12 protein-coding genes are annotated in these 13820 nt (G+C 48.4%); all 12 read left to right on the top strand.

Annotated features, from left to right (window positions below; genetic code table 11):
- Positions 1 to 104 precede the first annotated feature (104 nt).
- The 12 genes from ADS79_RS19680 (at position 105) to ADS79_RS19625 (ending at position 13767) form a co-directional block, all read left to right on the top strand.
- Positions 105 to 1328, top strand: a complete 1224-nt coding sequence (locus ADS79_RS19680) for a CCA tRNA nucleotidyltransferase (protein ID WP_049740082.1) — start codon at positions 105 to 107, stop codon at positions 1326 to 1328.
- On the top strand, positions 1318 to 2301 hold the full coding sequence (locus tag ADS79_RS19675; protein ID WP_049740081.1) for a biotin--[acetyl-CoA-carboxylase] ligase: 984 nt from the start codon (positions 1318 to 1320) through the stop codon (positions 2299 to 2301). Before ADS79_RS19680 ends, ADS79_RS19675 begins: the two co-directional genes overlap by 11 nt.
- Before the next feature lie 260 nt (positions 2302 to 2561).
- Positions 2562 to 3425: a 3-methyl-2-oxobutanoate hydroxymethyltransferase gene (panB, locus tag ADS79_RS19670; RefSeq protein ID WP_049740080.1), complete on the top strand. Its 864-nt coding sequence runs from the start codon at positions 2562 to 2564 to the stop codon at positions 3423 to 3425.
- Positions 3422 to 4285, top strand: a complete 864-nt coding sequence (gene panC, locus ADS79_RS19665) for a pantoate--beta-alanine ligase (protein ID WP_049740079.1) — start codon at positions 3422 to 3424, stop codon at positions 4283 to 4285. The genes panB and panC overlap by 4 nt, the downstream gene beginning before the upstream one ends.
- A 49-nt stretch (positions 4286 to 4334) precedes the next feature.
- Positions 4335 to 4718 carry an aspartate 1-decarboxylase gene (gene panD / locus ADS79_RS19660; RefSeq protein ID WP_049740078.1) on the top strand — a complete coding sequence of 128 codons (384 nt, stop codon included), beginning with the start codon at positions 4335 to 4337 and terminating at the stop codon, positions 4716 to 4718.
- Between the two features lie 83 nt (positions 4719 to 4801).
- Entirely contained in the window at positions 4802 to 6283 is a 1482-nt protein-coding gene (locus ADS79_RS19655) for a tetratricopeptide repeat protein (protein WP_049740077.1), read from the top strand.
- 91 nt (positions 6284 to 6374) lie between these two features.
- On the top strand, positions 6375 to 9284 hold the full coding sequence (gene dinG, locus ADS79_RS19650) for an ATP-dependent DNA helicase DinG (RefSeq protein WP_049740076.1): 2910 nt from the start codon (positions 6375 to 6377) through the stop codon (positions 9282 to 9284).
- 41 nt (positions 9285 to 9325) lie between these two features.
- Entirely contained in the window at positions 9326 to 10219 is an 894-nt protein-coding gene (locus tag ADS79_RS19645; protein WP_049740075.1) for a ComEC/Rec2 family competence protein, read from the top strand.
- Between the two features lie 17 nt (positions 10220 to 10236).
- Positions 10237 to 10860: a redox-sensing transcriptional repressor Rex gene (locus ADS79_RS19640; RefSeq protein WP_049740074.1), complete on the top strand. Its 624-nt coding sequence runs from the start codon at positions 10237 to 10239 to the stop codon at positions 10858 to 10860.
- A 16-nt stretch (positions 10861 to 10876) separates the two neighbouring features.
- Positions 10877 to 12181, top strand: coding sequence for an amidohydrolase (locus ADS79_RS19635; protein ID WP_049740073.1), 1305 nt, complete (start codon positions 10877 to 10879; stop codon positions 12179 to 12181).
- Between the two features lie 378 nt (positions 12182 to 12559).
- Positions 12560 to 13255 carry a hypothetical protein gene (locus ADS79_RS19630; protein WP_049740072.1) on the top strand — a complete coding sequence of 232 codons (696 nt, stop codon included), beginning with the start codon at positions 12560 to 12562 and terminating at the stop codon, positions 13253 to 13255.
- Positions 13256 to 13284: 29 nt separating this feature from the next.
- The gene (locus tag ADS79_RS19625) at positions 13285 to 13767 is read left to right on the top strand and encodes a cell wall elongation regulator TseB-like domain-containing protein (RefSeq protein ID WP_049740071.1); all 483 of its coding nucleotides are present in this window, start codon (positions 13285 to 13287) and stop codon (positions 13765 to 13767) included.
- The last annotated feature ends 53 nt before the right edge of the window (positions 13768 to 13820 follow it).

The following is a 13820-nucleotide window of genomic DNA, read 5'->3' as shown; positions in this document are numbered from 1 at the left end:
AGCTGAACAGCTTTGGATATAAGGATGAACAATCCGTATAAAAATCTCAAGTGAATCGCCTCCTGATAATCTATTGCGGACGGCGTGGGAAGGAGGGAACAGGATTGGTTGTCGAATTGGCAAAACGTGTGCTGGAAACGTTGGAGGAGAACGGATTTGAGGCTTATTTCGTCGGTGGCTGCGTCCGCGACTGGCTCTTAAACAGACCTGTGCACGATATAGATATATGTACGAATGCCCATCCTGGCGACGTGATGCGTCTATTTCCTGACCATGTTCCGACCGGGCTCAAGCATGGCACGGTTTCTGTGAAAATCGAAAAGCAATTATTTGAGGTCACAACCTATCGGACTGAAGGAAAGTACGAGGATTACCGTCGGCCGGTGGATGTTCAATTTGTTGCACAGCTGCGTTTGGACTTGGAGCGGCGTGATTTTACAATAAATGCGATGGCGATGGATAGGAACGGAAATCTGCAGGACCCGTTTGGAGGCAGAGCAGATTTAAAAGCCTGCCTCATACGGGCGGTAGGCACTGCTTCCGAGCGTTTTCAGGAGGATGCTTTGCGACTCTTGAGAGGGGTGCGTTTTGCGGCACAGTTAGGCTTCTCGATCGAGGAAGAAACGCTTTCGGCAATGAAAGACACAGCTCCTCTGCTATCGTATATTGCAGTCGAACGGGTACGGGAGGAATTGAACAAAACGATAAGCAGTTCAGGAGTCCAGCTAGGCTGCCAATTACTAACAAAGACCAGGCTGCTTGCTTTTTCTCCGGGCTTAGATCGAATGTTTGACCAATCAGGAGAACAAGTAAGGAGACTCACAAGACTTCCTACCCTCGTGCAAAAATGGTCGTTGCTGATGTACGCGGCAGGCTTCACGCATAAAGAAGCCAAAGAGGTGTGCGGCTATTTGCGCATGTCCAATCGAGAAACAGACATGATTGTCAGTTTTGTCCGATTGCTCTGTCTGCTCGGGGTAGAATGGGATCGTCCCCAAGAGGTTGACTGGGGCCCGTTGCTTTTGGCGGAAGGCTGGGAAACATGTCAAGCGCTTGAAGAATTACTGCAGACATGCTGGTCAAACGAGAGGGACACCCAATCTGCGCAGGTGCTTGAGACGGTTTATGAGCATATGCCTGTGAAGAAAGTAAAGGAGCTCGCTGTATCAGGCTTGGATCTGCAAATCGCCCTGCAAAAGAAGCCTGGCGAGTGGATTATGCAGGTACTGAATGTCCTATTGGTCCAAACCGCTTTACATGGGTTGCCGAATACGCCTGAAGCCTTGATCGAGGCTGCAAAGAAAGAGGTTGCCAATCATGAACATTAAACAGGTGATATTGCAAGCGTTTCGTGATCATCCGGGAGAGTTTATTTCCGGTGAAGATTTAAGTCAGACATGTGGCTGCTCACGCACGGCTGTATGGAAGCATATTGAAGAGCTGCGCAAGGATGGTTACGAGGTAGAGGCAGTCCGCAAGTCGGGCTATCGATTGATTGTGGCTCCAGACCGTCTGTCAGCAGCGGAAATTATGGCTGGCCTACATACAGCACGTATCGGACAAAACGTCTTTGCCCACGATGAAGTCGTCTCCACCCAGCCGCTTGCGCACGAGGCTGCCGCCAAAGGTGCTCCAGAAGGAACTCTGGTTTTGGCCGAACAGCAGACAGGGGGAAGAGGACGACTGGGACGCCCGTGGCATTCTCCAAAAGGAACCGGGATCTGGATGAGCCTCATTGTCCGCCCTGCTATTCCGATTCCGAAAACACCACAAATGACTCTCTTGACTGCGGTAACAATAGCCCGAACGATTCGCGAGGAGACAGGAGTCCCTGTAAAAATCAAGTGGCCGAATGACATTTTTTGCGGAGACAAAAAGGTATGTGGCGTTTTAACAGAATTGAATGCGGAATCAGATCGTGTGAACTATCTAGTGATCGGAATTGGACTGAATGCGAACAGCGTGCAATCTGATTTCCCGGAAGAGCTGTCTGAAATCGCTACCTCCCTGCGAATTGAATCAGGTGATGAAGTGAAGCGAGTCGATTTTATCCAGCAGTTTTGCCGCAACTTTGAAGAGGAATACGATCACTTTTTGCAGCATGGCTTCCAGCGTGTAAAGCAAGAGTGGGAGAAGCATTCCTATTCAATTGGACGATGGGTATCTGTCCAGACGATCAGCCAAATGTTTGAAGGACGAGCTGTCGGATTGGACGATGAAGGAGTGCTTATGGTTGAGGATCGTGCGGGAATTATGCACAAAGTGTACTCGGCAGATGTCAATTATCGTGCAAATGAATGAATCTTTTGCTATACTCCAAATGGAGACCGTATCGCTTTTGTGAACGGTACTCATGGAGTATTTTTTTCAGTTCTGGTGTATAGCTAATTCAATAGGTGTATGGACAAAAATCTGCTCAGAGCCTATGTGGACCGAGACAGAAGGATTCCGTAAAGACGCAAGATGTCTCTTTGGCATGGACAACCTTCTCCCGATTCGGCGAGAAGGTTTTATTTTTCCATACAATCCACAGGCTAGGTGCGTACGGGGAGAAATGAAAAATGGCAAACGCATTGAAACAAGTAACAACCGCAGACATTCGCAAGAAAAAAGAGACTGGCACGCCGATCACAATGATGACTGCTTATGATTATCCATCTGCGAAGCTCGTAGAGGAAGCAGGAGTCGACATGATTCTGGTCGGAGATTCGCTCGGCATGGTTGTGCTAGGGTATGACTCGACGCTTCCAGTAACGATGGAAGATATGATTCATCACACAAAAGCTGTGACGAGAGCGGCAAAGCGAGCATTTGTTGTAGCAGACCTGCCTTTTTTGAGCTATCATGGGACGCTCGCTGAAGCAGTGAAAAATGCAGGACGACTGATGCAGGAAGGACTCGCCAAGGCTGTGAAAATGGAGGGGGGCAGTGAACTGGCTCCTATCATTACACGCTGCGTACAGGCAGGTATTCCTGTCGTCGGACATATCGGGCTTACTCCACAAGCAGTTCATCAGCTTGGCGGCTACAAAGTACAGGGTAGAAGCCTCGAAGCGGCCAAAAAAATGCTGGAGGAAGCATTGGTGATTCAGGAAGCTGGGGCATTTGCCATTGTGTTGGAATGTGTTCCAGAAGAGGTAACAGCGATGATCGCCTCAAAACTCGAGATTCCTGTCATCGGTATTGGCGCAGGTGCGTCTTGCGATGGACAAGTCCTGGTCTTCCACGATCTGGTTGGTTACGCTTCCCAGTTGACACCCAAATTCGTCAAGCGCTATGCCGAGGTGGGAGAATCGATTCGTGACGCCGTTGCTTCGTATGTAAAGGAAGTAGAAGCAAGGAGCTTCCCGGCTGCCGAGCATGTATTTCACGCATCGGAGGACACGATTAAACAGCTGTATGGGGAAGGTGTAGGTCAAAAATGATTAAAACGATGGAGCAAGTAACAACTATTGCCGACATTCGTATTCACATAAAGGAAGCAAAACGCGAGGGAAAACGAATCGGGTTTGTTCCTACCATGGGATTTTTACATGAAGGTCACCTTAGTCTGGTCAAAGCAGCACGTGAGATGTGTGATCTGGTTGTCATGAGTATTTTCGTAAATCCTTTGCAGTTTGGGCCCAATGAGGACTTTGAGCGTTATCCAAGAAGTATCGAGCGGGATTCTGAAATGGCAAGCTCGGCAGGTGTAGATTTGCTGTTTACACCTGATGTAAATGAAATGTACCCACGTCCGATCCTGACCAATGTGTCCGTAGCTAACGTCACGGCGCCTTTGTGTGGGGCTTCCCGACCTGGACACTTTGATGGTGTAGCGACTGTCGTGACAAAGCTGTTTCAGATTGTTCAGCCTGACTATGCTTTCTTCGGACAAAAAGATGCGCAACAGGTGGCAGTTATCACGCAAATGGTCGCTGATTTGTCGATGCCGATTGAAATTGTGCCTTGCCCGATTGTCCGTGAAGCAGATGGACTTGCCATGAGCTCGCGCAACGTGTACTTGTCGCAGGAAGAGAGAACACAAGCGCTCGTGTTGTCTGAGAGTCTGCAGCAAGCCAAAAAGTGGCTCGAAGAAGGCATGGCATTGGGAGAGATCAAAGACAGCGTGATTCAAAAAATTAGCGAAAGGCCGCTCGCGTCGATTGATTATGTGGAGGTTCTGCGCTTCCCTGATCTGGAGCCGGTCACTCAAGAGAAGACAGGGCAATCTATAATGATTGCACTGGCTGTTTATTTCGGTAAAACGCGTCTGATTGACAATCTCATTACGGAAATCCGCTAATCCTGAATACAGGGAAGACAACCAGGAGAGACAAGGGGAGGAATTACCTGTGCTGCGCACAATGATGAAAGCGAAAATCCATCGGGCTACCGTGACAGAAGCCAACCTCAATTACGTCGGTAGCATTACAATTGACAAGAACCTTTTGGATGCGTTGGATATTTTGCCTAACGAGAAGGTCCAAATCGTGAATAACAACAATGGGGCAAGGCTGGAAACCTACGTGATCGAAGGAACTCCTGGAAGTGGTGTCATTTGCCTGAACGGTGCTGCTGCTCGTCTCGTACAGGAGGGTGACATCGTTATCATCATTTCCTATGCGATGATGTCTGACGAGGAAGCGCGTACGTACAAGCCGCGTGTTGCGATTATGGATGAGAAGAATCAAATTAAAGAACTGATTGCTGAAGAAATTCACGCAACCATTTTGTAAACTCCACACATCGACTTTTGCATAGAGCCACCTGCCTTGTGAGACAATGAGAGTACTCACGCCTCATAGGGGGTGGCTTTTGCGTGAAAATAGAAGATTGGTTCCAGACACTTCGCCGAAAGGCTGAAATCATTGAAGAAAAGTGGTCGGATGCTTCCGAGCAAGAACGCCATCAAATGGCTGATCAGTTATTTCATTTGCGTCAAGTAAGTGATACAGTTGTGGACCTGTGGCTGCAGTTTGAAGAACGTCTGTCAAACGCGATTCGTACCATCAAGCAATTGGAAGGGCATTTGTCAGAGCAGCAAAAGGAAAAGCCAGAAATGAAAGCAAAAGCATCAGCGGATGCTGTGACCAAAGCGAAAGTCTCGCTTCAAAAGCAAGAGGCAGTCAAAGATGAAACAGAAGCAGCGCATAGCGAATTAAATGGATATGCGCCGATGTTTCGCAAAGGCGAGGGCTTCTACCATCTGAGAATGTATCAGGACGCAAAGAAATGCTTTGCAGAGTTAGTAAGCGAATCGCCGGATTGGGAAGTAGGCCGCTTGTACTACGGATTCAGTTTGTTGTTTTGCGAGGAGCCAGAAACGGCATATCGTGAGTTTCGTCTGCTGAGCAAATCAGCCAGTTCGCCCTCTGTAGTAGCGTTCAGCTACAATGCCATGGGCTGTATTTTGGCTGAGGAAGAGCAGTGGCTTGAAGCAGCTCAGGCTTTCAAGGCATCTGTGGAAATCAAAGAGGATCAATTCGAGGCCAAGTACAATCTGGCACTTTGCTTTTTGATGGACGGCTATGCGCAAGAAGCTCTGGATGAGATTGAGGCCTATTTGGTGAAGAATGAACACGACTGGGAAGCGCAAATGCTTTGGCTCCGGGCTGCTCAATTGCTGCAAAGCATGGATGAATCCGCAGAGCTAATACCTCCAGCTTCGTTGCGCCTTCCTACTCGGGATTTGGACAGCGATACCCTACAGGAGATGGCGTCCTTATATGAGTCGGTCGGGAATTATCATCGGGCACAGGTTTGCTATCACTTTTTAACCGAACGCCTGCCCAAGGAAGGCTGGACGTGGCATGGCTTGGCTTGGAACACCTGGTTAATCGCAGGAACTAGGCGGGCTCTGACACTCGTGAAAAAAGCGATCTGCCTGTCGCCAAACAACGATGACTTCACATTCAGCTATGGATGGATGCTGTTGTTTGATGGGAAGCTGGAGGAAGCCGTTCGAGCTTTTCGCAGTATGCTCGAAAAGGATCGGGAAAATCGACTGGGACAATCCGGCATGATCTCGGCTTACGAAAAAATGGGCGAGCTTCAGGAGGCCAAGCGCATAGCGAAGCAGTTTACCGTGGATGAAGAGCCGTACGTTCGTTCTCTTGGCTACTTTCATCTGGGGAGACTTGCTGTGATTGAAGAAAACTGGCGCTTGGCCGAGCAATATTTTCAACGGACGCTCCCGCATAGTAACCAGTTCCGTGAGATCCCGATTTACCTGCAGCTATGTGCCATCAAATTGGGCGAGCAGGGGGAAGAAGAATCCTCCAGTCAGCTTTTGCAGCCTTAAATGTGCGTGGGGAGCAGGAAAAACCCTTTCACTGCCGAATGTGAAAGGGTGCGGATAATAGCATCCGCCCAGGTTACGAGGTGACATACGTTTGAAACGATTACTGGTAGTAGATTTCGAAACAACGGGTAGCCATCCGCGTCAGGGAGACAGCATCATCCAAATCGGAGCCGTTGCTATTGACGATGGACAGATTACGGACAGCTTTTCAACCATGATTAACCCCGGACAGGTGATCCCGCCATTCATTACCCAATTAACTGGAATAACAGATGAAATGGTGGCAGACGCTCCTTCTTTGGAAGAGGTGTTCCCCCGTTTCTTGCGAATGCTAGATGGTCGCACGTTTGTTGCGCATAATGCCAGCTTTGATCTTCAATTTTTGCAAGAAGCCCTGCTGAGCCAGGGCTATTATGCATTTGATGGCTATGTACTCGATACGGTTGAGCTATCACGTATTCTTTTGCCGATGCAAAACAGCTATCGGCTTGGAGAATTGGCATCGGAATTGGAGATTGAGCATGATAATCCCCATCAGGCAGATAGTGATGCGATGGCAACAGCCCAGCTCTACCTGCACTTAATGGATATTTTGGAGTCAATGCCATTAGTTACGATACAACGACTGCAAATGCTTGTCTCCTCCTTTCGCTCGGATATTGAAGTTCTTTTGCGGCAGATCGAGATGGAAAAACTGGCTTCGTTGCCTGAGCTCGATGACACGGTTAGCCCGAACGTCAATGAAGAGTCATCCATGTGGGATATTTATCGCCAGCTAGCCCTCAGAAAGCGTCCGGAAAAGCTAACGGCATCCTTTCAGCGTCCTGATTTTGGCAGTGTGGACCATAAACCCTTCGTAGATCGGTTGGAGGATGTAATCGGTGATGAAGGGACCATGCGCACCCATGTAGCCGGCTATCAACGCCGGGATGCACAAGAAGCGATGATGCATGCGGTGTTTCAGGCGATGCAGGAAGGCTCTCATCTACTGGTGGAAGCAGGTACAGGCACTGGCAAATCGCTTGCGTATCTGCTTCCGGGGATTATTTGGGCAAAAGACAACCAACAGCAATTGGTGATTAGTACCAATACGATTCAGCTACAAGAACAGCTGCTGAATAAGGAAATTGCAACTCTGCAGCAATCCCTGCCATTCTCATTCTCTGCTTCGACGCTAAAAGGCCGAGGAAACTATTTGTGTCTGCGCAAGCTTGAGCAGACACTGGAGGAGCCAGTAGAGGGAAGCAGCCAGGAGCTTCGTCTCGTCAAAGGTCAGATGCTGACTTGGCTGACGCAAACGAGTACGGGTGATGTAGAGGAGCTTAGCATGCCTCCTAGCGGCCATTTATTTTGGCAGCAGGTGAAAAGTGATACGGGTTCTTGTCTGAATCGAGCCTGTCCGTGGTTTAGCCGTTGCTTTTATTTTCAGGCAAAGGAACGCGCACGGGAGGCTGATGTACTCATTGTCAACCATGCTCTTCTGATCAGCGATTTGCAAGCGGAAAACCGGATTCTGCCACCCTATGAGGTCGCGATCATTGACGAGGCGCATCATTTGGAGGAAGCAGCAACCCAGCATTTGGGTAAACAATTTACGACGACACAACTTCTGTTCCTGCTGGATCGCGCTTCGGTAGACGAAGGGGGAGTCGTGCCTCGCTTGGCGGAGGAATTGCAAAATTGGTTGCCAGCGATCAGCGATGTCGTGACTGGGCAAATGACGGAACTGAAAAAGCTGTCATCCACTCTGCGTGACAAGGCGCAGCAATGGACACAGCTACTGTATACATGGGCATCCGAGCGAGCGGAAGAAACGACAGATGCTGGACGAGAAACGGTCCGTTACCGCATCGAATCATTCTCGGGCAAGCACGAAAAAATCCGGAAGAATACCAAAAAGCTGATTGACGCTATGAGTTCGTTTGCCGGCTACCTGGATGGACTGCTTCGTGCTGCTCCTGCCGATGAAAAGCCTACATTTGCCGTGCGTAGCCTGCGTACTGATCTGCAAGGCTTGGTAAATGAATGGCAAAAAGTAATCGAGCTGCTGCATTTCTTTTTACAGGAGCATGATCCCGAGTATGTATATTGGATGGAAGTCGAGTCGCGAGTTGGCCGCAAGCAGGTACATCTGTCAGCCGCACTCTTGAAGGTTGCAGATTCGCTTGCTCAACCATTATTTGCTCAAAAGCATAGTTTGATTCTGACCTCTGCCACATTGACCGTAAAAAACAGCTTTTCGTATATCATGAGTCGTTTTGGACTGGATCAGCTGCCAGAAGAGCGAGTGAAGACACTTTCTCTGCCATCGCCTTTTGCTTACGATAAACAGGGGCTGCTGCTCATACCGGCAGATTTTCCGGCTCCGGGGAAAGAAAATGACCAGATTTATCTGGAAGCAATCATTCAAGGCTGTCTGGATGTTGTGCTTGCAACCAAGGGAAGGACATTGATCCTGTTTACATCCCATTCCATGCTTCGAATCGTGTATCAAGCACTAAAGGAAAGACTGGCAGATGCACCAGAGGCGTATACGCTGTTTGGACACGGCATTGACAGCAACAACCGAAGCAAGCTCGTTCGCCTGTTTCAAAGCATGGAACGGAGTGTTCTGTTTGGTACGAGCAGCTTTTGGGAAGGCGTGGATATCCCAGGGGATTCGCTCAGCAGCCTGGTCATTGTTCGCCTGCCCTTTACTCCACCCAATCATCCGGTTTATCAAGGGCGTGCCGATTTGCTGAAAGCAGAGGGTAAAAACGCGTTTATGTCTATGGCGCTGCCGCAAGCCATCATTTTGTTCAAGCAGGGAGTTGGACGATTGATACGTCATCATCTGGATCGTGGCGTTGTCGTCGTAATGGATACGCGCGTAGTAGAATCCCGATATGGCCGTTCATTCCTGCAATCCTTGCCGTCGTACCAGATCGAAAGTGGGCCGTGGCCGACGCTTCGAGAGAGAATAGAACCATTCCTTAGTATGCAATCCCTGCCAGATTCATAAAATGAAGCAATAGTCTAGCAGAGATTTAGGTGATAAAATAAATGTTATGGAAAAAAGAGTGGCGCTGGTTGCTCGTTTTTGGTGTGATGCTTCTTGCTGGCTGTTCCATTGACAGTCATTTGCAGGAAGCAGTAAAAGTTGAAGACCCCTACGAAAGCGAAAGCGAACAAGATTTTTCTGGCCTGGTGATTTCGTATTGGGCACTGCCGCATGGAGAAAGCACATTAGTGCGATTACCGCGAGGCAAAACCATGCTGATCGATACAGGCACTGCCGAGGATTGGCCTGTATTGTCAGAGTACCTGGCAGAGCAAAAGCTGACACGCTTGAACTATCTTGTACTGACAAATGATCAGCCCGAGCATGTAGGGGGATATTCGCTCTTATCCAAGCAGATTTTGGTCGAGAACGTCATCGTCCCCAAATTGATAAAACAAACGATTGAGCGGGCAGTACCTCTTCGTTCAGGCGCAAAACAGCTTGCAGTAGAAGCCAAGCAGGTGATCGCTCTTGATGAAGAGGTATCAATGCACGTCTTGCTTCCAGATGAGCCATTGTTTTTATCACCCCAAAACAATTCACTCGTTTTTCGCCTCCAGCACGGCCATTTGCGTTTTCTATTTACCAGTGGTGTCAATGAAAAAGCAGAAGAGCGTTTGCTTGAGCGACAGGCAGATCAGCTTAAGGCAGAGGTGCTAAAGGTAGGGGACGAGGGTAGCAACCAAGGGACCTCTCAACCCTTTCTCACTGCTGTCGACCCGCAGATTGCCATCATTCAATCAGGGAAACCACGTGATAAAATGAAGGATGGCCAATCAGAGGTCCTCGAGCGTTTAGGTGAATCGTGGGCAGAAACGTATATTACGAGTGACGCTGGAACAATCATGATTTTATCAAACGGAAAAGATTATCGTATTTTGAAGCAAAAGAAATAAGGGGGGGAAGACCGAACGTGGCGAAACACGAAAAGATTTCGGAAGCGGTCGTCCGCCGCCTGCCGATTTATCTGCGTTACCTCAGTTACTTACAGCAAGTTGAGGTGACAACCGTTTCTTCCCAGCAGATGGGCAGGAATCTCGATGTAAATCCCGCCCAAATCCGAAAAGACCTGGCTGCCTTTGGCGATTTTGGTAAAAAAGGTATTGGCTATGATGTAAATTACTTGGTAGAGCAGATTCGGCAAATCTTGAAATTGACCGATGAGATCAGAGTTGCGCTGGTTGGAGCCGGTAATTTGGGACACGCCATCAGCAACTATAACGCTTATTTGAAAGATAACATGCGGATTGCGGCCATTTTTGACAGCAATCCAAACAAGGTAGGGAATGAGCTCGCCGGGCTAACCATACAACCATTGGATGAGCTGGCAGAAACCATTGCTGCAAAACAAATCAAGCTGGCGATCATTACTGTTCCTGCGCCAGCCGCGCAATCCGTATGTGATCTGTTGACTCAAGCGGGGATCAAAGGCATCCTGAATTTTGCACCGACGACGATTCGAGCACCCAAGGATGTACGCATTCATTACGCAGATGTGACTTCCAATCTGCAAAGCTTGGCTTATTACCTTACGTAGAGAACGGAGTGTACTCATGAAAAAAACCATCCTTATTCACGCAACCGTCATCACAGTAAATGACACAAACGAAGTCATCCATGATGGCGCTGTAGCTTTTGAAGGCGATAAGATTACCTATGTAGGACCTACTCCTGAAGATCTTTCCGATGCTGGCTATGATGAAGTCATCGACCAAAAAGGAGATTTTATCTTGCCAGGGCTGATTAATACACATGGTCATGCAGGGATGTCCTTGTTGCGTGGATATGCGGACGACCTTCCACTCCAGCAATGGCTCGAAGACAAGATGTGGCCATTGGAAGCACAATTTACAGGCAACTCCGTAAAATGGGGCACCCATCTTTCCCTGATTGAAATGATCCGTACAGGTACAACTACCTTTGTGGACATGTATGATCACATGGATGAGGTGGCCAAAGCAGTCGAAGCTACCGGCATGCGTGCACGACTGTGCCGAGGCATGATTGGACTGTGTTCAGAAGAAGAGCGTCAAACCAAACTAAAGGATGCTACGTTGTTTGCCAAGGAATGGCATAACCAAGCTGATGGTCGCATCACAGTCATGATGGCGCCTCATGCTCCGTATACATGCTCACCGGAATTCATTACGCAAATCATTGAAAAAGCAGATGAGCTGTCCTTGCCTCTGCACATCCATATGTCAGAAACAGCTTGGGAAGTCGGGCAAAATGAAAAAGATTACGGACTGCGCCCAGTTGCTCATCTGGAAAAGCTGGGAATGTTTTCACGTCCTACCTTGGTTGCCCACGCCGTACATTTGACGGATGAAGAGATTGACATCTTGGCAAAATATAACGTGAAGGTTTCTCACAATGTAGTGAGCAATCTGAAGCTGGCAAGCGGCGTTGCACCAGTGACAAAAATGTTGGCAAAAGGCGTAAGTGTTTCTCTTGGAACTGACAGCTCTGCGAGCAACAACAACCTCAATCTGTTTGAAGAATTGAAGCTGGCAGCTATTTTGCATAAAGGCGTGAATAACGATCCGGTAGCAGTTCCAGCTGAGGAAGCGTTGCGTATGGCTACTCGTTATGGAGCGGATGGTGTGTTCCAGGCTGATACATTAGGTTCCCTGGAAGTGGGCAAGAAAGCTGACCTGATCGTACTGGATAGCCATCAGGCGCATTTCCACCCTGCACATGAACCGATTTCTCATGTGGTATATGCGGCAAATGGACGAGATGTAAAAGATACGATTGTAGCTGGTAAATTCCTGATGCGTAATCATCAGCTGCTGACCATCGATGAAGAACGTGCCATCTATGAAGCCAATCGTGTTTTCCAATCCCTGAAACGGTAAAAAGGCTCCTGTCAGGTGTGGACAGGAGTAAACGAAATAAGGTGTAGGTAGGGGAAATTGGGTATTATTCGGGTTGTTCGCTCATTTTCGCCATATTTCTGTCAGGGAATGATGGCGAAAATGTAGTGTGGGTGTGTGCGACAATCGACGCAGTGGTGAGGACAAACCAGCCCAGGAGACGCGGTATTCCTGTAACAGAAACCCTAGTATGTCAGGAGAGGTGGTTTGTTGCGACCATTTCACGCGCTCACCTCCTCGGGGTGTATAGGTAGTATGACCGACCATCACCATGCTATGATTAGCAAGTTTTCCGTGTCGTTCTAAAACCTTCCCGTATAGCATAGGCTATAGACAAAAATGGGACAGGGGGAACAGTATGTGTATATACGGTCCAAGCAAATGTGGTGGCTCATCCCGATCTTTCTCGGGCTATTCCTCATAGGGACTGCACTAGGCACATTGAAAAACAAAATGGGATCAGATGAAACAGCATCCTCAGATCAGGCAATAGCCGGCGAACAAAATCCTGTGGCGCTTTCACGGCTATTGGATCAATTGACGGAAGATGAGGAGCGTTCGTTCATTGTTTATATGCGGGACAGCGTACTGTATGGGCGGTATCAGCATGAGCGTTTTTCCTTGAATGGGGAAGTAGGCGGCCACAAACTTGAGATGTCACGAGATGCAGAAGAGCGAATCGCTATTCAAATTGATGGAGAGATTCAGAATGATGCATCACTCCCGTATGCTCTCTTCACACCATATGAGCACGCGACCTTGATCAAAGGGGTATTGCAATCGGTTAAGACAAAAAGCATTCAAGACCATGGGGGGCAAGGGCTGTATGGATATCGACTGTCAGTGCCTGCTCAAGAGGTAACCTCACTTTTGGCGATGTGGCTTGGACCATCTTTTCGCATGGATGATTTGCCGCCTGATTTGGCAAAAGGAATTGGCGTTGATTATCAGATCTGGTATGATGCCGAGTCCCAGCAAATTCGACAGCTAGAGCTTGAACTGCGCATGCAGACGGCAACGGGGGTCAAGCAAGAACAGCTCCGTTTCCGGTTATGAGGTCGGGCGAATAAAGGAGTAAAAATCCAGTGTTTGTAAGAATTGTTGTGGGAATCATCGCTGTTATTCTGCTCACAGGAGCGGGATTTGCGTATCATTTGACATCCTCTGTTGCAGAGGAGAGACAAGCCTTTAATGGGGTTGTACAGCAATGGGTAAAGGATCGAACGACGATCACTGAGATAGAATCCATTGATGAGTACCGAGGCAAGGAAAGCTATGCTGTTGTTCTAGGGAAGAACCAAGCGGGCACCCAGGTTGTCGCGTGGCTGACAGATAAGACGGCAGCTTTTGATACGATGGAACGTGCGGTTCCTCGAAAAAATGTGGAAGAAGCCGTACTAAAAAACTTTCCAAATGCGGAAATTAGGCATATCGTTCCGGGATTAGACAATGAAAAACGCTTTTGGGAGGTAACTCTCAAGGATCAAAATGGACGGTTTCATTACCTGCATTATGATCTGTTTAGTGGCGCTTTGCTTGCTTCGTACGCATTATCTCCAACTTCATAAGCACGAACATGAACAGACCTTTTCCTATGATGGGAAAAGGTCTGTTTGGCATT

The sequence above is a fragment of the Brevibacillus reuszeri genome (genome assembly GCF_001187725.1).
Classification (GTDB): domain Bacteria; phylum Bacillota; class Bacilli; order Brevibacillales; family Brevibacillaceae; genus Brevibacillus; species Brevibacillus reuszeri.
The sequence above is the reverse complement of the archived record's forward strand: the minus strand, read 5'-3'. Positions and strand labels throughout refer to the sequence as shown.

What these genes read in the sequence shown, in the direction of transcription:
- ADS79_RS19635 (WP_049740073.1), top strand. Translation starts at nt 10,877, where the DNA reads ATGAAAAAAACCATCCTTATTCACGCAACCGTCATCACAGTAAATGAC.
- ADS79_RS19645 (WP_049740075.1), top strand. Translation starts at nt 9,326, where the DNA reads ATGTTATGGAAAAAAGAGTGGCGCTGGTTGCTCGTTTTTGGTGTGATG.
- ADS79_RS19675 (WP_049740081.1), top strand. Translation starts at nt 1,318, where the DNA reads ATGAACATTAAACAGGTGATATTGCAAGCGTTTCGTGATCATCCGGGA.
- panB (WP_049740080.1), top strand. Translation starts at nt 2,562, where the DNA reads ATGGCAAACGCATTGAAACAAGTAACAACCGCAGACATTCGCAAGAAA.
- panC (WP_049740079.1), top strand. Translation starts at nt 3,422, where the DNA reads ATGATTAAAACGATGGAGCAAGTAACAACTATTGCCGACATTCGTATT.